Source organism: Candidatus Polarisedimenticolia bacterium (genome assembly GCA_035764505.1).
Classification (GTDB): domain Bacteria; phylum Acidobacteriota; class Polarisedimenticolia; order Gp22-AA2; family AA152; genus AA152.
On record DASTZC010000114.1, the window covers coordinates 16,364 to 41,016 of the forward strand.

General features: G+C 67.7%; 21 protein-coding genes and 1 pseudogene. 2 read left to right on the forward strand and 20 right to left on the reverse strand.

Annotated elements, in window-relative coordinates; genetic code table 11:
• Positions 1-20: 20 nt before the first annotated feature.
• On the reverse strand, positions 21-1,430 hold the full coding sequence (locus VFW45_08035; protein ID HEU5180728.1) for a sigma-54 dependent transcriptional regulator: 1,410 nt from the start codon (positions 1,428-1,430) through the stop codon (positions 21-23).
• A gap of 1,503 nt (positions 1,431-2,933) precedes the next feature.
• On the opposite strand from VFW45_08035, the pseudogene VFW45_08040 reads away from it, so the two are divergent.
• Positions 2,934-3,071 (forward strand): annotated as a pseudogene (locus VFW45_08040) (hypothetical protein).
• A gap of 225 nt (positions 3,072-3,296) precedes the next feature.
• On the opposite strand, the gene VFW45_08045 reads toward VFW45_08040, so the two are convergent.
• From VFW45_08045 to hisS, 13 genes are all read right to left on the reverse strand, one after another.
• Complete coding sequence (locus VFW45_08045; GenBank protein HEU5180729.1) at positions 3,297-3,977, reverse strand: lytic transglycosylase domain-containing protein; 681 nt, start codon at positions 3,975-3,977, stop codon at positions 3,297-3,299.
• Positions 3,978-4,076: 99 nt separating this feature from the next.
• Complete coding sequence (gene mutL / locus VFW45_08050) at positions 4,077-5,819, reverse strand: DNA mismatch repair endonuclease MutL (GenBank protein HEU5180730.1); 1,743 nt, start codon at positions 5,817-5,819, stop codon at positions 4,077-4,079.
• Complete coding sequence (locus VFW45_08055) at positions 5,819-6,841, reverse strand: succinylglutamate desuccinylase/aspartoacylase family protein (GenBank protein HEU5180731.1); 1,023 nt, start codon at positions 6,839-6,841, stop codon at positions 5,819-5,821. The genes mutL and VFW45_08055 overlap by 1 nt, the downstream gene beginning before the upstream one ends.
• On the reverse strand, positions 6,826-7,737 hold the full coding sequence (locus VFW45_08060) for a RimK family alpha-L-glutamate ligase (protein ID HEU5180732.1): 912 nt from the start codon (positions 7,735-7,737) through the stop codon (positions 6,826-6,828). The genes VFW45_08055 and VFW45_08060 overlap by 16 nt, the downstream gene beginning before the upstream one ends.
• Before the next feature lie 22 nt (positions 7,738-7,759).
• Positions 7,760-10,489 (reverse strand): pyruvate, phosphate dikinase, encoded by a 2,730-nt coding sequence (gene ppdK / locus VFW45_08065; protein ID HEU5180733.1) that lies wholly within the window; start codon positions 10,487-10,489, stop codon positions 7,760-7,762.
• On the reverse strand, positions 10,482-12,644 hold the full coding sequence (glyS, locus tag VFW45_08070) for a glycine--tRNA ligase subunit beta (GenBank protein ID HEU5180734.1): 2,163 nt from the start codon (positions 12,642-12,644) through the stop codon (positions 10,482-10,484). The genes ppdK and glyS overlap by 8 nt, the downstream gene beginning before the upstream one ends.
• The gene (locus VFW45_08075; GenBank protein ID HEU5180735.1) at positions 12,641-13,531 is read right to left on the reverse strand and encodes a glycine--tRNA ligase subunit alpha; all 891 of its coding nucleotides are present in this window, start codon (positions 13,529-13,531) and stop codon (positions 12,641-12,643) included. Before VFW45_08075 ends, glyS begins: the two co-directional genes overlap by 4 nt.
• Positions 13,528-14,286 carry a DNA repair protein RecO gene (recO, locus tag VFW45_08080; protein HEU5180736.1) on the reverse strand — a complete coding sequence of 253 codons (759 nt, stop codon included), beginning with the start codon at positions 14,284-14,286 and terminating at the stop codon, positions 13,528-13,530. The genes VFW45_08075 and recO overlap by 4 nt, the downstream gene beginning before the upstream one ends.
• A 110-nt stretch (positions 14,287-14,396) precedes the next feature.
• A complete protein-coding gene (gene era, locus VFW45_08085) occupies positions 14,397-15,314 on the reverse strand; it encodes a GTPase Era (GenBank protein ID HEU5180737.1) in 918 nt (305 codons plus the stop codon).
• Positions 15,311-15,832 (reverse strand): rRNA maturation RNase YbeY, encoded by a 522-nt coding sequence (gene ybeY, locus VFW45_08090; protein HEU5180738.1) that lies wholly within the window; start codon positions 15,830-15,832, stop codon positions 15,311-15,313. Before ybeY ends, era begins: the two co-directional genes overlap by 4 nt.
• A gap of 8 nt (positions 15,833-15,840) precedes the next feature.
• Positions 15,841-16,704 carry a PhoH family protein gene (locus tag VFW45_08095; protein ID HEU5180739.1) on the reverse strand — a complete coding sequence of 288 codons (864 nt, stop codon included), beginning with the start codon at positions 16,702-16,704 and terminating at the stop codon, positions 15,841-15,843.
• 309 nt (positions 16,705-17,013) lie between these two features.
• Positions 17,014-18,792, reverse strand: coding sequence for an aspartate--tRNA ligase (gene aspS, locus VFW45_08100; protein HEU5180740.1), 1,779 nt, complete (start codon positions 18,790-18,792; stop codon positions 17,014-17,016).
• Complete coding sequence (gene hisS / locus VFW45_08105) at positions 18,789-20,045, reverse strand: histidine--tRNA ligase (GenBank protein HEU5180741.1); 1,257 nt, start codon at positions 20,043-20,045, stop codon at positions 18,789-18,791. Before hisS ends, aspS begins: the two co-directional genes overlap by 4 nt.
• Positions 20,046-20,164: 119 nt before the next feature.
• Here hisS and VFW45_08110 point away from each other — a divergent pair, with 119 nt between their 5' ends.
• A complete protein-coding gene (locus VFW45_08110) occupies positions 20,165-21,352 on the forward strand; it encodes a PQQ-binding-like beta-propeller repeat protein (GenBank protein ID HEU5180742.1) in 1,188 nt (395 codons plus the stop codon).
• 10 nt (positions 21,353-21,362) lie between these two features.
• Here VFW45_08110 and VFW45_08115 read toward each other — a convergent pair whose 3' ends face one another.
• Genes VFW45_08115 through rpsR form a run of 6 tightly spaced genes read right to left on the reverse strand, consistent with a single transcriptional unit; the run spans position 21,363 to position 24,507 of the window.
• Positions 21,363-22,421: a 3-isopropylmalate dehydrogenase gene (locus VFW45_08115; protein ID HEU5180743.1), complete on the reverse strand. Its 1,059-nt coding sequence runs from the start codon at positions 22,419-22,421 to the stop codon at positions 21,363-21,365.
• A gap of 53 nt (positions 22,422-22,474) precedes the next feature.
• Positions 22,475-23,146 (reverse strand): VanZ family protein, encoded by a 672-nt coding sequence (locus VFW45_08120; protein HEU5180744.1) that lies wholly within the window; start codon positions 23,144-23,146, stop codon positions 22,475-22,477.
• Complete coding sequence (locus VFW45_08125) at positions 23,143-23,331, reverse strand: hypothetical protein (protein ID HEU5180745.1); 189 nt, start codon at positions 23,329-23,331, stop codon at positions 23,143-23,145. Before VFW45_08125 ends, VFW45_08120 begins: the two co-directional genes overlap by 4 nt.
• Position 23,332: 1 nt before the next feature.
• Positions 23,333-23,776: a DUF6677 family protein gene (locus VFW45_08130; GenBank protein HEU5180746.1), complete on the reverse strand. Its 444-nt coding sequence runs from the start codon at positions 23,774-23,776 to the stop codon at positions 23,333-23,335.
• A gap of 7 nt (positions 23,777-23,783) precedes the next feature.
• Positions 23,784-24,227 carry a 50S ribosomal protein L9 gene (rplI, locus tag VFW45_08135; GenBank protein HEU5180747.1) on the reverse strand — a complete coding sequence of 148 codons (444 nt, stop codon included), beginning with the start codon at positions 24,225-24,227 and terminating at the stop codon, positions 23,784-23,786.
• Positions 24,228-24,240: 13 nt separating this feature from the next.
• Positions 24,241-24,507 (reverse strand): 30S ribosomal protein S18, encoded by a 267-nt coding sequence (gene rpsR, locus VFW45_08140; GenBank protein HEU5180748.1) that lies wholly within the window; start codon positions 24,505-24,507, stop codon positions 24,241-24,243.
• Positions 24,508-24,653 lie beyond the last annotated feature (146 nt).

The window sequence follows — 24,653 nt, forward strand, 5'->3', positions numbered from 1 at the left end:
GAGGGGACCCGGGTCCCTCGTCAGTTGGCCGACTCCGCGCCGATGCCGTACTTCTTCAGCTTGCTGTAGAGGCTCGACCGGTTGATCCCGAGCACCGACGCCGTGAGCTTCTTGTTCCAGTTGCACTCCGCCAGCGTCTTCAAGATGTAGAGCCGCTCGTTCTCGTACAACGACAGCTTCATGGGGCCGCGATCCTCCAGCGGCTGGCGTACTCCGGAGGGCAGATCGGCCAGTGTGATCCACTCCCCTTTGGCCAGGACGACCGAGCGCTCCACGGCGTTCTCCAGCTCGCGCACGTTGCCCGGCCAGGAATAATCCACGAGGGCCTCGAGCGCTTCGTCCGTGAATCCCTGGTAGCTCTTGGCCGCCTTGCGGGCGCAGTCCTCGAGGAAGCGGTTCGCCAGAAGGGGAACGTCCTCCGAGCGCTCGCGCAGCGGCGGGATGAACAGCGGGATGACGTTGAGGCGGTAGAACAGGTCGCTGCGGAAAGTCCCCTGCTCCATGCTCTCCGACAGGACCTTGTTGGTCGCCGCGATGACCCGCACGTCGACCTCCAGGGTCTCCTCGCCGCCCACGCGCTCGAAGCGGCGCTCCTGCAGGAAGCGCAGCAACATGATCTGGGTGGCCTGGCTGATCTCGCCGATCTCGTCCAGGAAGATGGTGCCGGTATTCGCCAGCTCGAAGCGTCCCCGCTTCTGCTTGACGGCGCCCGTGAATGCCCCTTTCTCGTGCCCGAACAGCTCGCTATGCAGCACCCCTTCCGAGTAGATGGCGCAGTTCGCCTCCACGAAGGGGCGATCGCAGCGCTGGCTGTTGTAGTGGATGATGCGCGAGATGAGCCCCTTGCCGGTGCCGCTCTCCCCCTGGATCAGCACGGTGGAATCCGATCGGGTGATCTCCAGGACGAGATCGTGGACCTGCTTCATCTTGGGGCTCTTCCCGAGGATGGCCGAGAAGCCGTAGCGCGCCTGCAGATCGCGCCGCATCTCCAGGTTGCGCACCTTCTCGTGCTGCAGCTCCTCCGCCGTGCGCCGGCGCTGCTCCCCCAGGCGCCGCAGGTGCAGGGCGTTGTCCACGCGCCGCAGCAGCTCGGCCGGCTCGACCGGGGCGAGCAGGAAGTCGTAGGCCCCGCGGCGCAGGGCCTCCACGGCCGTCTCGACGGAGGGCGAGGAAGCGGTGAGGAAGACCGGGCTGCCGGGGCTGAGCTGCTTGCACCGCACCAGCAGATCGAGCGAGTCGATGTCGGGCAGCTGGCAATCGACCAGGATCAGGTCGGCCGACCGCGCCTCGACGCGGGCCAGCGCCTCCCGTCCCGTGGTCACCCGGGCGACCTGGTGTCCCCCTTCCGTCAGCGGGGCGGCAAAGGTCGCGGCGGTGCCGTCCTCGCCGCCGACCACCAGGATTCGTGAACGATTCGTCGTCGCATCCATCTTCGGGTTTTCCTTTCCTCCGAGGCCGGTCCCCGGACGTGGGGGGTGCACCTCTGTGAACTGTCGCGAAAAACAGCAAGAAGTGTTCCAGGGTTTGGACACGGGGCGGCAGGTTGTCTAAGCCTCCATCGCCGTGTCGGAAGCGCGGCAGGTTCCGGGCGGATGCCGCGCGATCTTTGGAAGAAGAGGAGGGCGGGTGAAGCAAAAGGTAACGGAAGGTCGGCCCGGTTTCCCAGTCAGCCATCCGCCGCACCGTCAGGTCTCTGACAGGAAGGCGCGCCCGGGAGCGCGTGCTATATTGAAAGACGGCCTTAACCAGTCTTCGAAGAGGGGGACATGCGGGCAAGGCGCGTCATCGGAGCTCTACTTCCCATCCTGACCATCTCGTTCGCTCTGGCGGCCGGCGCCGAGATCCCCGTCAAGCCGGCCGAGAAGGATGCCGACCTGATGCAGGGTTTGTCGGAGCTGCACCAGGGACGCTTCAACCAGGGTCAGATGCGCTTCCGCTCCTTCCTGCAGCACTACCCTTCCGATCCCCGCGGCCATCTCTTCCTGGCTTTCTGCGAATGGTGGCGCCGCCTGCAGTCGGGCACCAAGGTGAGCAACGACACCATGGAATACCACCTGGAGGAGGCGCTCCGGCTGGCCCAGGCCGAGGTGAACCTGTCTCCCGAGGATCCCGACGCACTGATGTCGCTGGGAACGGCCTACATCTTCCTGGCCCAGTACCGCGCCGCCGAAAAGCATATCTTCAAGGCCGCCTCGGCGGCCCGGAAGGGGAAAAGCCAGCTCGAGAAGGCGGCGCAGCTGCGTCCCGATCTGATCGATGCGCGCTTCGGGCTGGGGGCCTACAACTACTACGCCGACAAGGTCAATGTCCTGGTGAAGGGACTGCGGACGGTGCTCTTCCTTCCTGGGGGCGACAGCGCGCTCGGGCTCTCGCAGCTGGAGGAGGTGGCCCGCAACGGCCGCTACTTCCGAACGGAGGCGCAGCTGCTGCTGGCGGTGATCTACCAGGGAAAGCACGAGCACAAGTACCGCACCTCCTTGAGCCACCTGCAGACCGCCCTGGAGCTGAATCCCGGCTCGCCGATCATTCTCGGGAGTGTCGGTGAGCTGCAGATGCGCCTGGGCTACTACCCCGAGTCGCATGCCACGCTGCAGCAGGCCATCGCGGCGTCGCGCGGCGCGCACAATGCCGAGCAGGCCTCCTGGGCCCGCCTCCTGCAGGTGCAGCTCGCCGACTCGCTGGAGCTTTCGCTGCATGGCGCCGAGGCGCTGCGCGAGCTGTCCGCCGCCGTGCAGGGTCCCCCGCTCGAGACCGAGTGGCGTGCCCGCGCGCTGTCGGTCGGGGCGCGCGCCGCCTATCGCACCGGCGACCGCGAGGCCCTCGACAAGATCCTCGCGGCGCTGCAGGCAACGCCTCTCGAACGGGACGATCTGCGAGCTCGCTTCGGCAAACCCGCCTGGCAGGACCCGGCGATCGCACGCTCGCTGGCACGCATGGAGAGCGCGTCCCCCAAGGAAGCGTTGAGCCTGATCGACGGATTGCTGCTGAAGAACCCGACCTCGCCGGAGCTGCTGTTCCATCGGGGAAGGCTTGCCTTCCAGCAGCGCCAGTGGGAGGACTCGCGCGCCTATCTCGCCAAGATTCCCGACTCGCCGGAGCTGTCGGCTCCCTGGATCCTGGGCTGGAAGAACCTCTTCCTGGGACGCACCCGATGGCAGACCGGCCAGCGCGAGGCGGCGAAGCAGTTCTACAAGACCTCGCTGCAGGTGGACGGGTTCAGAGGGAAGGATCTGGCGCGCGCTCTTCTGGGACCCGAGGGGGAAGATCCGGCGATTTGGCCGGTGCAGATTTTCGCGTCAGGGCTTCATGCGCCGGAGGATGCGCGACACGTAGCCGCGCGTCTCCCGGTAGGGGGGGATGCCTTTGTAGCGGTCGACGGCATCCTCGCCGGCATTGTAGGCGGCCAGGGCGAGGGCCGTATCGTCGTAGCGGGCCAGCAGCTCTTTCAGGTAGCGGGTCCCTCCTTCGAGGTTCTGCCGCGGATCGAAGACATTTCCCACCTCGAAGCGGCGGGCGGTGTCGGGCATGAGCTGCATGAGCCCCATCGCCCCCTTCCTTGAGACGGCGTAGGGATCGAACTTCGACTCCGTCTCCACCAGAGCCTCCAGCAACTTCGGATCGACCTCCATGGACGCCGCCACCTGACGTATCAGGGCCCGGACTCCCGGCTCGGGATCCCAAGGGGAGATGTGCGGTATCTCCGTCGCCGCCTGGGGAGACTGCGGAGCGACGGCGGGCGGCGCGATGGGTGCCGGCGGGACCGGGACCGGCGCAGGGGTTGTGGATTTCGCGATGCCGCTGACCTGCATCGCCGGGAAAGCCAGCTCGCCCCCTCCTTCGAGGGTCACGATGATGCGCGAGCCTTCCATGCGATAGGAGGCAATCTCCAGGGTCCCGCCGCCGGTGAAGGTTACGACGTGGGATGCCTGCGAGGGAACGGCGGCGAAGGCCGCGATGGCCACACCCATCCCCGCCATTCGAACCAAGCCCTGGAATCGACGGAAAGCTCTAAGCCCTTTGAGCATATTGGCTCAGGAATATTACGGTGAGCCCAGGGAAGGGTCAACCCCTATTTCTCAGCGACGGAGGAAGTTCTTCTCCAAAGCGTCGTGGCGAATCCTCAGGACGACCGGGCGGCCGTGGGGGCAGGTCATGGGCGAGGCCGCCTCCCCGAGGGCATCCAGGATGTAGGCCATCTTCTCGGAAGTGAGGGGATGATTGACCTTGACGGCCGCGTGGCAGGCGGCGGTGGCGGCGAGGCGGTCCATGCGGGCCTCGAAGGAGCCCGTGCCGGAGGCCCCGAGGTCATCCGCCAGATCGGCAACCAGGGAGGGCAGATCGACGTCGGATAGAATCGCCGGAACCTCCCGCAGAAGCCAGGAATTCTCGCCGAAAGGCTCCAGAACGAAGCCGAGCTCCTCCAGCCTGGCCTTCCCTGAATGCAGCTTCTCGCTGCGCTCAAGCCCCAGATCCAGAGGCACCGGAAACAGCAGCGCCTGCCGCGGCACCTGGCGATCGCGTGCCTCGCGCAGCAGCCGCTCGTAGAGGATGCGCTCGTGGGCCGCGTGCTGGTCCACGATCACCAGGCCTTCCGAGTCAGAGGCCAGGATATAGCTATCGCGGTACTGGGCCAGCGGACGCAGGCGCTCGCCGCGAGCGGCGGCCTCGGGCAGCGGGACTTCCGCGCCGGTATCTTGCGCCAAGGGGACGGGCGAGAAGGTCCAGGCGGCCGGCGTCTCGCCGACCAATTCGGAGTAAGCGGCGGAAGAACCCGCAGCCGGTGGAATGGAAGCGGTGGGCGCCTCGAGGCCGGCCAGGGGGACCATCGGGCGCTCGTTCTGCAGCGCGGCGCGGATCGCCCCGCGCACCAGCTCGAACATGCCGCCGGCATCGGCGAAGCGGACCTCCCACTTGGCGGGGTGCACGTTGAAGTCGACCCGCTCCGGGGGCAAATCGAGGAAAACGAGAACGAAGGGGTAGCGGCCGCGAGGCAGCAGCGTCGCATAGGCCTGCAGGACCGCGCTCATCAGGCCGCGGTCGCGCACCGGCCGCCCGCAAACGAACAGGCGCACGTCGCGGGCGGCGGAGCGATGCAGCTCCGGCTTGGAGGCGAATCCCGCCGCCGACAGCGCCCCGGCATGCCGCGCGAAGGGAACCAGCTGCGCCGCGACCCCCTCGCCGAAGAGCTGGCGCACCCGCTCGGCGCGGCTGCGAGCCGGTGGCAGGTCGAGGATCGTGCGACCGGAGGAGGCGAGGGCCAGGCGGCGGTCGAAATGGGCCAGAGCCGCGCGCGACACCACGTCGAGGATCTGCTCCTGCTCCGTGGTCTCGGATTTCATGAACTTGCGCCGTGCCGGCGTGTTGTAGAAGAGGTCGCGGACCACCACCGTCGTGCCGCGCGGATGGCCGACCTCCTCGAGGGGAGACCTCTCTCCTCCATCGACCCGCACCCGCTTTCCCCGCCCCGACTCGTCGGGACAGCTCTCGAGGAGCAGGCGCGAGACCGAGGCAATCGAAGGGAGCGCCTCGCCGCGAAACCCAAGGGTCTTCAAATCGCCCAGATCCTCGATGCGCGACAGCTTCGAGGTGGCATGCCGCTGGACCGCCAGCTCGAGATCCTCGCTCTCCATCCCGTCGCCGTCGTCCAGGACCCGAATCTCCTCCAATCCGCCGCGAGCGATCTCCACCCGGATGGAAGCGGAGCCGGCATCCAGGGCATTCTCGATCAGCTCCTTGACGACGGAGGCCGGCCGCTCGACCACCTCGCCCGCGGCAATCTGATCCGCCGTGCGCGGGTCCAGCTTCCGGATCTTCGCCATCAGGCCTCCATCAGGTCGAGATGCTTGCGGCCGCCCGGGTCCTCGACGCAGTATTTCTCCACGGTCGGCAGGGTCTTCTCGAGCTTGGCGATGTGACAGATCGGATCGCCCGGCTGCACCAGCGGAATCGTGGTGATACCGATCACCAGTCCCGTCAGGGGCGACTTGATGTCGGTCACCTCGCGCCCGAAGGGAGTGCTGACCTTGGCGACCTCCATCCCCTCGTAGAGAAGATCGCCGGGACGCACGCGCAGGTCGAGGATGCCGCCGCGCTCGGCGCGAATCCATTCCGATACCTTGACGATCACCTGGAAGCGCGGTTCCTTGGCGGCATGCTCCACCATGCCGAGGTCCCCCAGGATGTTGCGTACCCCTTCCGCCCCGCGCTGCACCATGGAGCGCTGGAAACGGAAAGTCTCCCCCGCCTCCAGGATGATGGTGGGGATGCCGGCGCGCGTCGCCGCGGCGCGCAGCGTACCGCCCGCCGCCGGCTGGTCCATGATGATCTCGGTGCCGAAGGCCTTGGCCATCCGGCGCACCGTGTCGTTGTCGAGATCGCCGCGGATGTGCGCCAGGTTGGTGCGTCCCGCCCCGGCGGTGTGGAAGTCGATGCCGTATTCGGCGCGCTGCACGATCTCGGTGAAGATCTTGTGGGCCACCCGCTGCGCCAGATTGCCCTCGGGGTTGCCGGGAAAGTAGCGGTTCAGGTCGCGCCTTCCCGGCAGGTAGCGCGAGTGGTTCAGGAAGCCCCAGCGGTTCAGCACCGGGGTGCAGAAGACCGTCCCTTTCAGCTTCGCCGGATCGAGCTCGGTCATGATGGTGCGCACGATCTCGACGCCGTTGAGCTCGTCGCCATGGATGGCGGCGCTGAGGAACAGGCGCGGCCCCTCCAGCAGACCGCGCACCACGATCACCGGGATGTTGACCGGCGTGGCGGTGTAGAACTCGCTGATCTTCAGGAGAATCTCCTGGCTCTCGCCCGGCGAGACCACCTTGCCGCCGATCTTCAGCTCTTCCGCCATGCTCCCCCACCCCGGCGGCGCGCGTAGCGCACCGCGTACTCCAGGATGATCCCCGCGATGTCCATCCCGGTGGCCTTCTCCAATCCCTCGAAGCCGACCGAGGAGTTGATCTCCATCACCTTCGGCCCTTCATGCGATTCCAGCAGGTCGACCCCCGCCACCTGCAGCCCCATCGCCTGCGTGGCGTGCAAGGCCGCCTTGCGGTACTCCTCGTCGAGATCCACCAGCGCCGCGCCGCCGCCGCGGTGCAGGTTGGAGCGGAACTCGCCGAAGCGGGCCTGGCGGCGCATCGCCGCCACCACCCGGTTGCCCACCACCAGCGCCCGGATGTCCTTTCCTTCGGATTCGGCGACGAATTCCTGGATCAGAATCGTCTGCCCGAGCGACCAGAGGGTGTCCATCACCGACTGCACCGCCTGCTCGGTCTCGGCCAGGATCACCCCGATCCCCTGGGTGCCGCGGATCAGCTTGAGCACCACGGGGGGGCCGCCCACCGCCTCCAGCGCAGCGGAGATCTGGTGCGGCTCGCGCGCCATGACGGTTCGCGGGATGTCCACGTCCTTGCGCGACAGCAGCTGGAAGCAGCGCAGCTTGTCGCGCGAGCGCGCGATCGGCTGCGAGTTGTTCACGATCGGCACGCCCATCATGTCGAACTGGTTCACCACCGCCAGTCCGTGCTCGGTCACCGACGCACCGATGCGCGGCAGCACCAGATCCATGCGCGGCAGCGGCCGGTCGGCGGCGCCGTAGTAGATCTGCGGCGTGCGCCTCGAGAGGACCAGGAAGCACTTCATCGGATCCAGGACCACCGGCTCGTGGCCCATGGCGTGGGCGGCCTCGATGAAGCGCCGGGTGGTGTACAGGGTCCTCTTCCGGGAGAGGATGGCGATTCTCAAGCGGGAAGCTTTCCCTTTCCCCTCATCGCCGGGAGGCGAGGGCGGCCCGCGCGGCGGCCAGGCGCGCCACGGGGACCCGGTAGGGCGAGCAGCTCACGTAATCGAGCCCCGCATCGTGGAAGAACTCCACGGAGGCGGGATCGCCTCCGTGCTCGCCGCACACCCCCACCTTGAGGCCCGGCTTTCCCTTGCGCCCTTCCTGCACGGCCATGCGGATGAGCCGGCCGATCCCCTCGCAATCGAGGCTCTGAAAGGGATCGTGCGGCAGGATGCCGCGCTCGACGTAGAAGGGCAGGTAGACGCCGGCGTCATCGCGGGAGAATCCGAACCCGAGCTGCGTCAGGTCGTTCGTCCCGAAGGAGAAGAACTCGGCGATCTTCCCCACCTCCTCGGCGAGCAGGCAGGCGCGCGGGATCTCGATCATCGTGCCGATGCGCGCGTCGAGCGGGATGCGGGTCTCCTCGCTCACCCGCTGCTGGACGCGCGCCACCAGCGCCGCCATCCGGCTGTACTCCTCGGTGATGCCGACCAGCGGGATCATCACCTCGGGAAAGACCTTCGTCCCTTCCTTGGTCAGCACGGCGGCCGCCTCGAAGATGGCGCGCGCCTGGACCTCGTAGATCTCGGGGTAGGTCAGACCCAGCCGGCAGCCGCGGTGCCCGAGCATCGGGTTGAACTCGTGCAGGCTCTCGACCTTCGCCCAGAGGCGATCCACGCCCGCGCCCATCTCCGCGGCGATCGCCTCCAGCGCCGCGCGGTCCTTGGGCAGGAACTCGTGCAGCGGAGGATCGAGGAGGCGGATGGTGACCGGCAACCCCTCCATGGCCCGGAAGATCTCCACGAAATCCTGGCGCTGCATCGGCAGGAGCTTGGCCAGCGCCCGCCGGCGCTCCGTCTCGGTGTCGGAAAGGATCATCTCGCGCACCGCGGCAATCCGGTCCGCTCCGAAGAACATGTGCTCGGTGCGGCACAGACCGATCCCCTCGGCCCCAAAGGCGCGCGCCACGCGCGCGTCGGTCGGCGTGTCGGCGTTGGTCCGCACCCCCAGGGTGCGCGCCGCGTCGGCCCACTGCAGCAGCGTGCTGAAGTGCCGGAACACCTGCGAGTCCGACTCCTTCAGGGTCCGCTCCACCAGCACCTGGATCACCTCCGAGGGGATGGTGGGGAGCGAGCCCTTCAGCACCTCGCCGGTCGTCCCGTCGATCGAGATCGGCTGGCCTTCGCGAATCTCCTGGTCGCGGAAGCGCAGGATGCGCTGCTCCGGGTCGACCGTCAGATCGCCGCAGCCCACCACGCAGATCTTCCCCATGCCGCGGGCCACCACCGCGGCATGCGAGGTCATGCCGCCGCGCGCCGTCAGGATCCCCTCGGCCGCCGCCATGCCGGCGATGTCCTCGGGCGAGGTCTCGAGGCGCACCAGGATCACCTTCTCGCCGCGCCGCGCCATCTCCACGACCCGCTCCGCCGACAGCACCGCGCGGCCCGAGGCGGCACCGGGGCCGGCGTTGAGCCCGCGCGCCAGCAGACGCCCCTCGGCCAGCGCCGCCGATTTGGCCGCCGGCTCGAAGATCGGCGCCAGCAGCTGAACCAGCTGCTCCGGATCGACGCGCTGCACCGCCACGTTCGGCTCGATCAGCTTCTCCGCCACCATCTCCACGGCACAGCGCACCGAGGCGAAGCCGGTGCGCTTGCCGCGCCGGCTCTGCAGGATGAAGAGCTTCCCCTCCTCCACCGTGAACTCGATGTCGAGCATGTCCTTGTAGTGCCCTTCCAGGCGGGAGAAGACTTCCAGCAGCTGCCGGTGCGCCTCGGGCTGGACCTCCTCGAGCGATGCTCCGTCTCCCTTGCCGGTGACGCGGCACAACGGACGCGGCGTGCGGATTCCGGCCACCACGTCCTCCCCCTGCGCGTTGGGGAGGTACTCGCCGAAGGGGACCTTCTCGCCGGTGGCGGGATTGCGGGTGAAGGCCACGCCCGTGGCGGAGGTCTCGCCGCGATTCCCGAACACCATCGCCTGCACCGTGACCGCCGTCCCCCAGTCGTGCGGGATGCGGTGCAGCTTCCGGTAGGTCACGGCGCGCGCGTTGTTCCAGCTGCGGAACACCGCCGCCACCGCGCCGTACAGCTGCTCCTTGGGGCCCAGCGGGAAGTCGACCCCGCCCACTCCCTTGACGATCGCCAGGAAGCGGCGCGACAGCTCCTGCAGGTCCTCCGCGGAGAGCTGCGAATCCTCCCCCGCGCCCCGGCGGGTACGGGTTTCTTCCAGGGCCTTCTCGAACAGGCCGCGGTCCACCTCCAGGACGACGTCGGCATACATCTGGATGAGCCGGCGGAAGCAGTCCCACGCGAAGCGCGGGTTGGAGGTCAGCTTCCCCAGCCCTTCGGCGGACTGCGGCGACAGACCGAGGTTCAGGATCGTGTCCATCATCCCGGGCATCGACACCTGCGCGCCCGAGCGCACCGAGACGAGCAGCGGGTGCTGCGGATCGCCGAAGCGGCGCCCCAGCACTTTCTCGAGACGCTCCAGGGCCGACTCGATCTCGCCGGTGAGGCCATCCGTGATGCGATTTCCCTGGTCGAAGTATTCCAGGCAGGCCTGTGTCGTGATCGTGAAGCCGGGAGGGACGGGAATTCCGAGGCGGCTCATCTCCGCCAGATCGGCCCCCTTGCCGCCCAGCAGGCTGCGCAACCCGGCATGTCCGTCGGCCTGGCTCTCTCCGAAGAAGTAGACCCGCTTCGCCGTCTCAGCCACGCGTCCCCCTCGAGGAGGCGAGCGCCCCCGTCTCCCCTTCCAGGACCATCTCCGCAAAATCCCCCACCCGCCGGAGCAGGAGCGAGATGCGGCGCAGCAAGGCGAGCCGCTTGCGCCGAATCTCTGCATCGGGATCCATGACCAGCACCTTCTCGAAGAAGCGGTCCAGCGGGGCCCGCAACCCGGCCAGGACGCCCAGCGCCGCCGCATAGTCGCGCTTCTCCCAGAGCGGAGCGCAGCGTCGCTCGCAATCCTTCACCGCCTCGAGCAGCGCGCGCTCCTCCGGGGTGGTCAGCTTCTCGTCGCCCAGCGGCTCGACCTGCGCGTCGGCGAGGATGTTGCGCACCCGCCGGTACGACAGGCTGAGCGATTCGAAATCGGATTGCCCTTTGATGCCGTCGAGCGCCCGCGCCCGCTCCAGGGCATCGACCGGATCGTCCCCGCCGGTGGCCAGCGCCGCGCTCACCGCGTCGTAGCGCAGCTGGGCCCCTTCCTGGCAGACGAAGCGCAGCCTTTCCTCGAGGAAAGGGATCAGCCGCCCGATCCCGTCCTCGCGCGGCGCAATCCCCTGCTCGGCGTACAGCTCGGCGGCGCGGCGCTGCAGGCGTGAAAAGGAGAGATGCAGCCGCTGATCCAGAGCAGCCTGGATCGCCGCCAGGGCGCTGCGCCTCAATCCGAGAGGATCCTTCGAGCCGGAGGGGATCCGGTTGAGCAGGAAGAAGCCGCACAAGGTGTCCATGCGGTCGGCGATCGCCAGGACCGCCGCCTCGCGGCTGGTGAACCCCTCGCGTGTGGCATCGCCGCCGGCGCCGCGGTACTGCTCCGAGATGGCGACGCACACCGCCTCCGGCTCCCCATCCTCGCGCGCGTACAATCCCCCCATCACTCCCTGCAGCTCCGGAAACTCCTTGACCATCAGGGTCGTCAGGTCCGACTTGCACAGCGAGGCCGCGCGCCGTACCGCCGCCAGGTCGACCGCCGTTCCCGCTTCGGCGAGATCGCCGGCCAGCGACCCCGCCAGCTCTCCAACCCGCTCCACTTTTCTTCGATAATCCCCCAGGGTTGCCTCGAACTGGATGCGCTGCAGATCCGGGGTCCTCTCCGACAGGCCGCGCTTGCGGTCCTCTTTCCAGAAGAAATCGGCGTCGCGCAGGCGCGCGCGCAGGACCCACTCGTTGCCTTGACGGATGCCGGCGATCACCGCGGGATCGTCGGGACAGTTCAGCACCGCCACATAGTGCGGCGCCGGACGGCCGTCGGAGTGCCTCACCGGAAAGAACCGCTGGTGATGGATCATGGCGGTGGAGAGAACCTCCGCCGGCAGGGCCAGGAAGGCCGGATCGAAGCTGCCAAAGCAGGCCACCGGGTGCTCCACCAGACCGGCGAGGGTCTCCGACAGCGAGTCGGGAGCATCCAGCCTGCTGCCTTCCCCCACTCGGGCGCATTCGCGTCGCACCGCCTCCTGGATATGGCGGAGCCTGCGCGAGAAATCGACCATCACGCCGTGCTTTTCCAGGATCTCGACATACTCGCCGGCATCACCGATCTCGAGCATCCGCGAGCCCGAAAACCGCGGCCCAAGGGTTCGGCGCCCGGCCTTTATCCCGGCCACCTCGAAAGGAATGATCTGGCTCCCCAGCAGGCAGGCGATCCAGCGGATCGGCCGCGCGAAGCGGAAGCTCCCCGAGCCCCAGCGCATCGTTTTCGCGAACGGAATGCCGGAGACGAGATCGGGCAGCGCCTCGGAGAGGACTACCGCCGCCGGACGGCCCGTCTCCTTCTTGCGCGCCGCCAAGCACTCCCCCTTGGGAGTTCGCGTGCGATACACCTGATCCACCGTCGTCCCCTGGGCGCGCGCGAATCCTTCCAGGGCCCGGGTCGGCGCACCGGACTTGTCATAGGCGGCCTCGACGCGCGGACCGGTGACCTCCAGCTCGCGATCGGGCTGCCCTTCCAGCAATCCCGTGGCCCGCAGTGCGAGCCGGCGCGGCGTCCCCAGAAGCCCGGGATCGAAGCGCACGTCTCCCAGACGCGAGCGCTCCGTCAGCGCTGCGAACTCGCGCGCCAGCCAGCGCAGGGCGTCGAGGATCATCCCGTCGGGGATCTCCTCGCAGCCGATCTCGAGCAGGAACCAGCGGTCGGGGTGCGGGCTCACGGCGAATCTGCGGCGGAAACATTCCGCAGGAGCGGGAATCCGAGCTCTTCGCGGCGGCGCAGGTGCGCTTCGGCGCAGGCGCAGGCGATCTTCCGGACTCTCGCGATGTAAGCCGGCCGCTCGGTGGTGCTGACCGCTCCCCGGGCATCCAGCACGTTGAAGGTGTGCGAGCAGCGCAGGCAGAAATCGTAGGCGGGCAGATAGAGACCCACCTCGAGAAGCCGATAGGCTTCTTTCTCGAACTCCGTGAACCGCTGGGAGTGCAGCGCCAGGTCGGCCTCCTCGAAATTGAAGCGCGAGAACTGCGCCTCCTCCTCCCGCCGGATGTCGCCGTAGGTGCACGAACCGTTCCAGGGAAGATCGAAGACGTTCTCCACCCCGTTCAGGAACATGGCGATGCGCTCCGAGCCGTAGGTCAGCTCGGCTGAGACAGGCGACAGCTCCAGCCCTCCCGTCTGCTGGAAGTAGGTGAACTGCGAGATCTCCATGCCGTCCAGCATCACCTGCCAGCCCACCCCCGCCGCCCCCAGCGTCGGCGACTCCCAGTTGTCCTCCTCGAAGCGAACGTCGTGGCGCGCGGCCTGCACCCCGAACGATGCCAGCGACGCGAGGTAGAGATCCTGCACGTCCGGAGGCGAGGGCTTCAGGATCACCTGGAACTGGTAGTGCCGGTAGACGCGGAACGGGTTCTCGGCGTAGCGGCCGTCGACCGGGCGCCGCGACGGGGAGCAATAGGCGGCCCGCCACGGCTCCGGACCGAGGACGCGGAAGAAGGTGTCGGGATGCATCGTCCCCGCCCCCACCTCCAGATCGTAGGGCTGCTGCAGGACGGCCCCTTGCCGGCCCCAGAACTCGGAAAGCGCCAGGACCAGCTCCTGGAAATTCATGAGGCGGCCTTGTGCGGCGAGAGGAAGCGCTCGCTGCGGAAGCGGGTCTGTGTGAAGGCGGCCAGCGCGGAGGAGGCGAGATGACCCACCTGCCCCAAACCGGCGGCGTCCTGCCGCGCGCCGATCAGATGGGACGGATGCGAGCGCAGGATCGACTCCATCATGGCGGCGCCAGCCGCTTTCAGGGTCGTGCGCCCCGCCCCGGCGGGGGCGCAACGCACGCAGAAGGCCCCGCCCGACACCACGTCGACCACCATGCCGCGGCTGCCGAGCGCCGCGCCGCATTCCTGGCAGCTGCCCAGCTCCGGGAGCAATCCGTGCAGTCTCAGGGTCCAGACCTCGAAGTAGCGGCGGGCGACATCGCGCGAGAGCCCCTCGCGCAGGGCGCGGAGCAGCGACTCGAGGAGGCGGAAATAGTGAGGCTCCGGCTGCCGGTCGCGGGCGAAGAGGTCGGTCACCTCGGAAAGGTAGGCGAGCAGGCAGGCGGTGTCGAAATCCTCCTGGAGGCGGAACGCCGACTCCAGCAGATCGCAGGCGTCGAGTCGCGCGAGATCGGACGACTCGCGCTCGAACAGGGCGACCGAAACGCGGCTCCAGGGCTCCAGCGAGCTGCCGAACCGCCGGCGGCTCTTGCGTGCCGACTTCGCCAGGGCGCGGAGCTTCCCTTCCTCGCGCGTCAGGAGGGTGACGATCTTGTCGGCTTCGCCCAGAACCTGGCTTCTCAGGACGAACCCTTCGGCTCGAATCGGTGGCAAGGACCCGGCTCCTGTCGTGCTGGCGCGGCAAAGGCGGCGAGCCGACGCAATGTTCCGCTTTGGGGGGGTCATTGTAGCACGGCGATGCGGCGGCCCCGGGCGGGGCCGGATCACTCCGCGACGATGCCCAGCAGCCGCAGGATGGCGGGATCGTCCCGCCATCGCTTGCGCACCTTCACCTGGAGGAAGAGATGGACCTCCGTGCCGAGGGCCGAGGCGATTCCGGCCCGCGCGCTCTGGCCGATCGCCTTCAGCATCTCGCCGCCGCGGCCGATCAGGATGCCTTTCTGCGAGTCGCGCTCCACCAGCAGCGTGGCTTCGATGCGTCGATCGCCCTGAGGGGTCGTCTCCATTTTCTCCACCATCACGGCGACCGAGTGCGGCACCTCCTGGCGCGTGCGCACCAGCACCTGCTCGCGGATGAGCTCCGCGACCGCCAGATACTCCGGCAGGTCCGACAGGAACTCCTCCGGGAAGAGCGGCTCGCCCGGCGGAAGGCGCCGGGAGATCGCCGGCACGATGACCTCGCACCCCTCTCCCGTGAGGGCCGAGCAGGGAATGATCTCCTCCCAGGGATGCTTCGCGGAAGCCTCGGCGATCAGCGGCAGCAGCCGGTTGCGCGGCATCGCATCGATCTTGTTGATCACCAGCAGTGCGGGAGTGCCCGATTCCTTCAGGAGCTGTGTGACATAGGCGTCTCCGGGACCAAATCCCTCCGGTCCTTCGATCAGCATCGCCGCCAGATCGACCTCGGAGAGAACCTGGCGGGCGCGCTGCACCATCTCACGATTCATCCGGAACTCGGGCTTGTGAATTCCGGGAGTGTCGAGGTAGACGATCTCGGAGCCGGGCAGCCGTGAGACGGCGCGGATGACGACACGGGTCGTCTGAGCCACCGGTGAGACGATCGAGACCTTGGTCCCCACCAGATGGTTCAGGAGAGTGGATTTTCCGACGTTCGCGCGGCCGGAAAGCGAGACGAACCCGGCTCGGAAAGGCGCTGCTGAATCATCGGTCTCGTCACTCATCGCCGCTTCTCCACCGGATCTCTTCGCCGGCCGCTCGCATCGCCGGTGCGATCCGGCGAAATCTTCAGCCCCAGGATCTGCCTCGCCAGCCTCGTCTGCAGGCGGTTCATCCTGCCGTCATCGCTCTCGTGATCGTATCCGAGCAGGTGCAGCAGACCATGCAACATCAGAAAATGGACCTCCTCGCCCACCGACCAGCCTGCCGCGCGCGCCTGCCGCCGCGCCGCGGCCAGGGAGATGGCCAGATCGCCCAGATAGCCCGGTCCCTCCTGCGCGGGAAAGGAAAGGACGTCGGTGGGGCGATCCTTTCCGCGGAAGCGCCGGTTCAGGGAGCGCATCTCCCGATCCGAGGTGAACAGGATCGTCACTTCCGCCGAGCCGCCGCCCGCGGCCCGCAGACAGGCGCGCGCCAGCGCGGGAAGGGCCGTCAGGCCTGGAGGGCGGCAGCCGCTGCGACAGACCAGCTCGACCCCCGGACGCCGCGACGCCGTCCGACGCGCGGCAGGGCTGTCGGGCACAGGTTTCCTTAGAGGGAGGCCTTGCCGGGCCGGGTGCGGACCGGGCGGGCCGAGGCGGGCGACGGCTCGCCGTTGCCGTTGCGGTAGTTCTCGTAGGCCTTGATGATCGACTGGACGAGCGGATGGCGGACCACGTCGCGATCGTTGAAATAGGCGAAGTGGATTCCCTCGATCGCCGAGACGACGCTCTGGGCCTCGATGAGCCCCGAGGTGCGCCCCGGAGGGAGGTCGATCTGGGTGATGTCGCCCGTGATCACGACCTTGGTGTTGTGGCCGATGCGCGTCAGGAACATCTTCATCTGCTCGGAAGTGGTGTTCTGGGCCTCGTCCAGGATCACGAAGCAGTCGTTGAGCGTGCGGCCGCGCATGAAGGCCAGCGGGGCGATCTCGATGATCCCTTTCTCCAGGAGCGCGCCCGCCTTCTCCCGCTCCATCATGGCGAACAGGGCGTCGTAAAGCGGGCGGAAATAAGGATCCACCTTCTCCGTCATGTCGCCCGGCAGGAAGCCCAGCTTCTCTCCCGCCTCCACGGCAGGTCGCGCCAGGATCACCCGGCTGACCAGCTTCTCGGTGAGCATCGAAACCGCCATGGCGACCGCGAGGTAGGTCTTCCCGGTCCCCGCCGGCCCGATGGCGAACACCAGATCGTGCGCCCGGATTGCTTCGATATAGAGACGCTGGTTCAGCGTTTTCGGGGTGATGGCGCGGCCCGGGGCCGCCTTCACCCGCCCCTGGCTGAAAAACTCCGCCAGCGTGGCTTCCGGGTTGTCGCGCAGCAGCCGCGCGGCGATCTCCACGTCCCCCTTGCGGAAGGCGTAGCCGCTTTCCAGCAGGTCCACCATCTGCAGGATCAGGCGCTCCGCGCGCTCCACGTCGCGCACCGGCCCGGAGAGATGGACCTCGCCGCCGCGCGCCGCAATGCGGACATTGGAGCCTTTCTCGATAGTGCGCAGGTTTTCGTCGTAGGGACCGAAGAGCTCGGCGGAGAGCTTTTCGGGGATGGTGACGGTCCGGACGGACGGAGTGCTGACGGGACGCTCCTCAGATTCGCGGCCCGCGCCGGGCTCGGCCTCCCCTGGTGAGGCGGGGTCGCGATCGATTTGAAATTAGCATCCCGCTTCGCGGATTGTCAACCTTCAACCGTACAAAAATTCGTGCGGGGAATGCCTCGGAGCCTGTGATCAGGAATCTGCGGTATCGGGCAGGCTTACCCGGATGTGGAGGTCTTTCAGCTGCTTGTCTTCGGGCAGGCTGGGGGCCCCGCTCATCAGATCGACCGCGCTGTTGGTCTTCGGGAAGGCAATCACGTCGCGGATGGAGGTCGAGCCGGTCAGAATCGCCACGGTGCGGTCCACCCCAAGGGCGATGCCGCCGTGGGGCGGCGCGCCCATGCGCAGCGCATGAAGCAGGAAGCCGAAGCGCTCCTCCGCTTCCGGAGGGGAGATGCCGAGGGCCCGGAAGACCCTGTCCTGGACATCACCGCGATGGATCCGGATGCTCCCCCCGCCGATCTCCTCCCCGTCGAGGACCAGATCGTAGGCCAGGGCGCGGACGCGCGCCGGGTCGCTCTCGAGGAGCTCCAGGTCGGCCGGCTGCGGTGAGGTGAAAGGATGATGGCAGCTCACGAGGCTCCCGTCTTCGGCCTTTTCGAACAACGGGAAATTGTGGACCCACAGGAGGTGGTGCTTTGATTCGTCCACCAGCTTCTCTCTCCGGCCGAGGTGCAGCCGGATGGCGCCCAGGATCTGGCTGGTGCGGTCGCGCACCCCGGCGGCCAGGACCACGAGATCCCCGCTCGATGCTCCCATGGCCTCCGCCAGCCGCCGGCATCCTTCCTCGCCGATCGCCTTCAGGTTGGAGGAGGTCAAAGCGTCGCTTCCGAGCCGGATCCAGATGAGCCCCTTGGAGCCGTATCCCTGCGCCAGGGCCACCAGGTCATCGATCGGCTTGCGCGGCCAGGCGCCTCCTCCTTGCACGCGCAGCCCCCGCACCACGCCTCCGGCGGCAACCGCTTCGGAGAAGACCCGGAACGGGGTCTGCGCCGCCACGGTCGAAACGTCCTGTACCTCGAGAGCGAAGCGGGTATCCGGCTTGTCGGAGCCGAACCGGTCCATCGCCTCGCGGTAGTCGAGGCGCGGGAAGGGCGCCTCCACCTTCTCGCCGACCGCGCCGAAGATGGCCGCCATGAGCCCTTCGATGAGGGTGAAGATCGTCTGTGGCTCGGGGTACGACATCTCCAGATCGATCTGAGTGAACTCCGGCTGCCGATCGGCGCGCAGATCCTCGTCCCGGAAGCAGCGTGCCACCTGGAAGTAACGGTCGAAGCCGGAGATCATGAGGAGCTGCTTGAAGATCTGGGGCGATTGCGGCAGGGAGTAGAAGCGTCCCGGGTTGACGCGCGAGGGAACCAGGTATTCGCGCGACCCCTCGGGAGTGGAGCGCGTCAGCATCGGCGTCTCGATCTCGAGGAAGCTCTGCGAATCCAGGTAGCGCCGCGTCTCCAGGAGGATGCGGTGCCGAGCCGCCAGAACCGATTGGGGCCGCCCGCGCCGCAGGTCGAGGTAGCGGTACTTGAGGCGCAGCTCCTCGCCCGCAGGGTCCTGGTCTTCCAGGGTGAACGGCAGCGGCAGACATTCGTTCAGGATCTCGGCTTCCCCGACCAGAACCTCCACCTCGCCGGTGGGCAGCGTGGCGTTGACGTTCTCGGGGGCACGCCGCACCACGCGCCCGCCGATTCCCAGGACGAACTCCGAGCGCAGCCGGTGCGCCAGGGCGTGCGCTTCGCGCGACACCTCGGGATTGAACACCACCTGGGTCATCCCGTAACGATCGCGCAGGTCGACGAAGATCAGCCCGCCGTGATCCCGCCGCCGGTGCACCCATCCGGTGAGGATCACCGACGATTCGGCGTCCGCCGGGCACAGATCGCCGCAGGTCTTCGTCCGGTGCCAGAACTTCACCGTGCCAGCTCCTTCGCCAGAGTGTCGGGATCCAGCGGGACCTCGCGCTGCTCCCCGCCCGCCAGCGTCTTCAGCGTCACCGTTCCGCGGCGCAGCTCGTCGTCCCCCAAGAAGGCGAGATATCTCGCTCCGAGCCGATCCGCGCGCCGCGCCTGCGCCTTCAGACTCCTGCCGGGCGTCGGGTCCCACTCCGCCCAGAAGCCGCGCCGCCGGAGGTCGCGGACCATCGCCATGCCGCGCTCCGAGGCCGTCTCCCCCATGCAGGCGATGAAAACATCCGGACCCGCGTTCTGCGCCGGGTCTTCCGGCAGCGACAGGACGAGGCGGTCCAACCCGGCCGCGAAGCCGAATCCCCCCACCGTCGGCCCCCCCATCTCCTCCACCAGGGAATCGTAGCGGCCGCCTCCCAGCAGCGCGTTCTGCGCTCCCAGCGATGCCCCGAGCACCTCGAAGGTGGTGCGCATGTAGTAATCCAGCCCGCGCACCAACAGCGGATCGATGCGGTACGGCACCTCGAGCCGATCCAGGCAGCGCTTCAGTGTCTCGAAGTGGAGGCGGCACGCCTCGTCCAGAGTGTCCAGGATGGTCGGCCCGTTCTCCAGGAAGCGCCGGCATCCCACCTTGCAGTCGAGGATGCGCAGCGGGTTCTCCCGGTAGCGGCGCTGGCAATCGGAGCACAGCTGGTCCACCTTGTCGGCCAGCGCTTCGCGCAGCTTCTCGCGGTACACCGGCCGGCATTTCTCGCAGCCCACCGAGTTGATCACCAGCGCGACCGGGTCGATCCGCAGCTCTTTGAGATACGCCATCGCCATCTCGATGACCTCGGCGTCCAGCGCCGCCGCGTCGGTTCCGAAGGCCTCCACCCCCACCTGGGAGAACTGCCGCATGCGTCCCTTCTGCGGTCGCTCGTAGCGGAACATCGGCCCCAGGTAGTAGAGACGCTCGGCATCCGGGCGCTGCAGCAGGTGGTGCTCCAGCACGGCGCGCACCACCGGCGCGGTGTTCTCGGGGCGCAGCGTCAGCGACCGGCCGCCGCGATCCTCGAAGGTGTACATCTCCTTGGTCACGATGTCGGTCGCCTCGCCGATGCCGCGCGTGAACAGATCGGTCGACTCGAAGATCGGGGTGCGGATCTCCCGGAAGCCGTAGCGGCGGAAGACGCGCCGCGCCGCCTCTTCGACGCGCTGCCAGCGCTCCGTCTCGCCCGGAAGGATGTCCCGGGTCCCTTTTACCGCTTGCATCGTCATGGTCATGGCGAATTCCCGAGGCGCAGGAGAGCGCGGAGAATAGCACACGCCTTACTGCCCCGCAAAGCTGGAGACGTAGCGGCCGGCGCGGTTATACTCGGCGCGATTTGCATCTCGAGGAGCCTTTGAACAAGCCGTCCCGCCCTGCCTGGCAGCGCGTTTTCCCCGCCGTAATCGCGGCGTTCGTCTCTTTATTTCCACTCGCCCTTTCCCTGCGGGCCCAGGGGATCGATCCCTATACCGGGCGCGAGCGCGGCAGCCTTCCCATCGAGCCGATCGCTCCGCCGGTCCACCCGGTCGCCAACTCGCGCTTCACCGACGCCTGGCGCACCCCTCTAAGTGCGCCATTGAAAGGGCCCCTGCGCGATGCCGGCGGGCACTTGTTGGCGACCCTTCAGGACGGGAGCATCGTGGCGCTTTCCACCGACGGCTCGCAGGCGTGGCGACGCGAGCTCGGCGGTCGCCCCGCGGGAGGGGCGGTCATCGCTTCGACCGGAATGATCGTAGCCGTCCTGGAGGACGGCAAAGCCTTCGGGCTCGATCCCGCCACGGGCGAGCAGCGCTGGAGCCTGGATCTGGCGGAGCCGGTCGCCGCGCCGCCCACCGGAACGCCGGACGAGATCTTCGTGACGCTGCGCTCGTCGAAGCTGGTCTGCCTTGGGAACAACGGCGCCGAGCGCTGGCGCGCACCGCTCACCTCCCCTCCTTCCGCTCCGGCGGCCGCCTGCCGTGGCTTTGCCGCGGTGGGCACCGAGGCAGGCATCGAAGCCTTCGAGAGGCAGTCGGGGAAGCCGCTGTGGGTGGCCAAGACCGGCGCGGCCGTGACCTCCGAGCCGCTCTGCCGGCGCAGCGCTCTCTTCTTCGGCACCGCCGACAACCGGCTGTGGGCCCTCAAGAACAGCGGCCGTAAGAAGTGGAGCTATCCGGCCGGAGCGCGCTGCACCGCCCGCCCCTTCACCTACAAGGACAGGGTCTACTTCGCTTCCTACGACGATTACCTCTATGCCTTGAAGGCGGGCAGCGGCAACCTTCTCCTGCGGGTGCGGATGAGCCACCGGCTCTCCGATGACGTCGAGTCGGCTCCCGACCGGATCTACCTCTCTCCCTACACCTCGGGCCATCTGGCGGTGCTGTCGCTTCCGGATCTGGTCCTGGCGGGAGAGTACCAGCTGGACATGGAAGGAGAGTGGTTCACCACGCCGCCGCTGCGCAAAGAAGGACGGCTGTTCATCGGCTACGGCAGGGAAGAAGGAAGAGTGCTGGCGCTCAACGAGACGCTCGAGGAGCCGAAGCCGGCCCCCGCGTCTGAGTAACCGGCGCGCTTCAGGCCGGATGTCCTTCCAGAATCTCGCGCGTCACCGCGTCCCCCACTTCGCAGGTGCCGAGCGTCCCGCCCAGCTCCTTGGGGGTGCGCTGTGCGCGGATGCAGGAGACCACCGCCTGCTCGATGCGCCGCGCCTCCGCGTCGCGGCCGAGATGCTCCAGCATCAGGGCGGCGGTGAGGATGGCCCCCAGCGGATTGGCCACGTTCTGCCCCGCGTATTTCGGCGCCGAGCCGTGCACCGGCTCGAAGAGCGAGACGCGGCCGGGATGGATGTTCCCCGAGGCCGCCATGCCCAATCCTCCCTGGAGCTGCGCCCCCAGATCGGTGAGGATATCGCCGAACATGTTGCAGGTGACGATCACTTCGAACTGGGAGGGGTCTTTCACCAGCTGCATCGCCAGGGCGTCGACGTAGAGGTGGCGGGACTCGATCGACGGGTATTCCGCCGCCACCAGGCGAAAGACCCTCAGCCAGAGATCGTGCCCGTAGGTGAGGACGTTCGACTTGTCGGCCATCACCAGGCGCTTGCGGCCGCGGGCGACGGCGTACTCGAAGGCGTGCCGGATGATGCGCTCGACACCCTTGCGGGTGTTCAGGTCCTCCTGGATCGCCACCTCGTCGGCGGTCCCCTTCTTGAAGAATCCCCCCGTCCCCACGTAGAGGCCCTCGGTGTTCTCGCGGAACACCACGAAATCGACATCGGCGGGGGTCCTTCCCTTCAGCGGGCAGAGCCGCTCGTCCAGCAAACGGACGGGCCGATAGTTCACATAGAGATCGAGGCCGAAGCGCAGACCCAGAAGAATGTCGGCGGCGTGCTTCATGTCGGGGACGCGCGGGTCCCCCAGCGCGCCGAGCAGAATGGCGTCGTATCCCTTGAGCCGATCCATGGCGCCGGCGGGAAGCGTCTCGCCCGTTTTCAGATAGCGCTCGGCGCCGTAGTCATAGTTTTCGAGGGCGATCGTCAGGGACGAGCTCTTCGACACCGCCTCGAGGACCTTCACCGCCTCGCGCGTGACGTCGATGCCGATGCCGTCTCCCGGGATGATGGCGATGCGCATGCCGGTGTTCCTGGTTCCTCTCATGGGATGGGTGGCGTGGCGCGCGGCAGAGTCTATCCGATGCGCGCGGCGCGCGGCAACGGCACCGCTTCGGCTCCGGCGGCCAGCCGCGCCAGGCGCCGGCGGATGGCCTCCTCCTCGGGGATCAGCTTGGAGATCTTGGAAGTCCCGGCCTGGATGACCGGCACTTCCCCGCCGTAGGCGCGCGCCAGATTCGGGTCGGAATCGACGTCCACTTCCTCCACCTCGATCGGCAGCTCCCAGGCCGCCCGATCCAGGATGGCGCGCGCGTCATGGCAGAGGTGGCAATCGCGACGCGTGTACAGCGTCACTTTCAGTCCGCCCCGGCGCTGGCGGCGCGCCACCCGGTGCGCCCCTTCGGCCACCCCCACCGCCAGCACCGATCCGAGCGCGTCGGAGAGAACATCCTTGACGCTGGCGTCGCGGTACGGCACGTGCTGCTGGTGGATTTCGTCGGAAATGGCGTAGGCCACCGCCAGCAGCACCGCCAGCAGGTAGCGTCGGGCCGGGACGCTGCGGCGCAGCCCTCCATTGAGGGCGCGGATCAGCAGAACGCAGAAGCCGAGATACTCTGTGGGATGGAGGATCCAGTCGGGAATTCCCCCCGGCACCGGGGGCTTGGATTGCGAGGAGAGGTAGTAGACGACCCCGGCGTACGCCATCACCGGGACCCACAGTCCCAGAGCGCGGACGCTGGGACTCAACGCGAGGTATTCAACGGGAAGGGAAACATGGCGTAGGCGATGAGGAGGGAGAGGACGACCATCGAAAGAAACAGGATCGCCATGATCTTGAAGCGCTCCCGCCGCTCGTTCTGGGTCAGGAAGGCGAAGAAGACCGAGACCAGGCCGGAGAAGACCACCATGTTCAGGAAATGCGACTGGAGCATCCTAGGACTTCCTGCCGATGGCGATGTCAAAGGCGTCCAGGATGAGGAGCATATTCATCAGCCCCGCGGTGAGCAGATAAGTGGTGCCGTACTCGTCGGTCACCATCGCCACCTTGCGGCGCATGTCGGCGAGCAGCGCCTGCGACTGAGGACTGTTCTCCTCGAGCGGCAGCTTGTAGGCCAGCCGATGGTAGGTGGCCCGGCGCGACAGGAGATCCAGGGGGCCGGTTGCCACGTTGGTGAGTGTCGCGAGGTAGGTCAGCGGCTGCTGGCGATCCGCGAGATAAGCCCGCCCCTCGTTGAGCAGCCCGAGCAGGAAGGTGGCGAAGACGACGCCGAAGAACACGCCGGCGCGCTTGCGCTTGCCGAGGTAGAAATGCCCCGCCCCGGGAAGGACCCACGCCAGGACGCACGCCAGAAACGCGGTGACGCCGCGGGATGGCATCCGACGACTACTCCTTGACCACCCAGACCTTGACGCTGGCGGTGACGTCGTGATGCAGCTTCACCGCGACGTCGTAGATGCCGAGCGCCCGGATCGGCTCGTCGAGCAGGATCTTCCGCTTGTCGATCGAGAAGCCTTCCTTCTCCATCATCTCCGCGACGTCGGCGTTGGTCACCGAGCCGTACAGCGCCTCGTTCTCTCCCACCTTACGGACCGCGGTCAGCGACAGCTGCGAGATCCGGTCGGCCAGGGACTGCGCGTCCTGGCGCTCGCGCGATTCCTGCACCTCCCGCACCTTGCGCTCCTGCTCGATCCGCTTGAGGTTGGCGTCGGTGGCCTCGAACGCCAGCTTCTTCGGCAGCAGGTAGTTGCGGGCGAAGCCGTCCGCCACCTTCAAGATATCGCCGCGCCGGCCCAGCTTTTCCACGGTCTCCCGAAGCACGATGCGCATCGCTTGCGACCTCCTAGTCCGCGGTGAACGGCAGCAGCGCGATGTTGCGGGCGCGCTTGATGGCCTGCATCAGCTCGCGCTGGTGCTTGGCGCAGGTTCCCGAGATGCGGCGGGGGAAGATCTTGCCGCGCTCGGGCGTGAAGCCCTGCAGCAGCCGGACGTCCTTGTAGTCGATGTAGGGAATCTTCTCTTCGCAGAACTTGCAGAACTTCTTCTTGCGGAAGAGGAACTTCTTGCGGAACTGCTTTTTTTTCGTTCGGTCCCTTTCCCTGGGATCCATCTGCCTGCCTTCCTCCGGCCCGCGGGGGCTCTATTCAGTTTCGCCGGGAGCCGTGGGCACCTCGGCGGCCGGCGCGGCGGCCGGCTCCGCGGGAGCCTCGGGGATGTCGTGGTCCAGGCGCACGGTGAGATATTTGATGATGCGAT

Coding starts and splice junctions, on each gene's coding strand:
- VFW45_08035 (HEU5180728.1), bottom strand. CDS start 1,430: ATGGATGCGACGACGAATCGTTCACGAATCCTGGTGGTCGGCGGCGAG.
- VFW45_08045 (HEU5180729.1), bottom strand. CDS start 3,977: ATGGCGGGGATGGGTGTGGCCATCGCGGCCTTCGCCGCCGTTCCCTCG.
- mutL (HEU5180730.1), bottom strand. CDS start 5,819: ATGGCGAAGATCCGGAAGCTGGACCCGCGCACGGCGGATCAGATTGCC.
- VFW45_08055 (HEU5180731.1), bottom strand. CDS start 6,841: ATGGCGGAAGAGCTGAAGATCGGCGGCAAGGTGGTCTCGCCGGGCGAG.
- VFW45_08075 (HEU5180735.1), bottom strand. CDS start 13,531: ATGAATTTCCAGGAGCTGGTCCTGGCGCTTTCCGAGTTCTGGGGCCGG.
- era (HEU5180737.1), bottom strand. CDS start 15,314: ATGAGTGACGAGACCGATGATTCAGCAGCGCCTTTCCGAGCCGGGTTC.
- hisS (HEU5180741.1), bottom strand. CDS start 20,045: ATGACCATGACGATGCAAGCGGTAAAAGGGACCCGGGACATCCTTCCG.
- VFW45_08115 (HEU5180743.1), bottom strand. CDS start 22,421: ATGCGCATCGCCATCATCCCGGGAGACGGCATCGGCATCGACGTCACG.
- VFW45_08125 (HEU5180745.1), bottom strand. CDS start 23,331: ATGCTCCAGTCGCATTTCCTGAACATGGTGGTCTTCTCCGGCCTGGTC.
- VFW45_08130 (HEU5180746.1), bottom strand. CDS start 23,776: ATGCCATCCCGCGGCGTCACCGCGTTTCTGGCGTGCGTCCTGGCGTGG.
- rplI (HEU5180747.1), bottom strand. CDS start 24,227: ATGCGCATCGTGCTTCGGGAGACCGTGGAAAAGCTGGGCCGGCGCGGC.
- rpsR (HEU5180748.1), bottom strand. CDS start 24,507: ATGGATCCCAGGGAAAGGGACCGAACGAAAAAAAAGCAGTTCCGCAAG.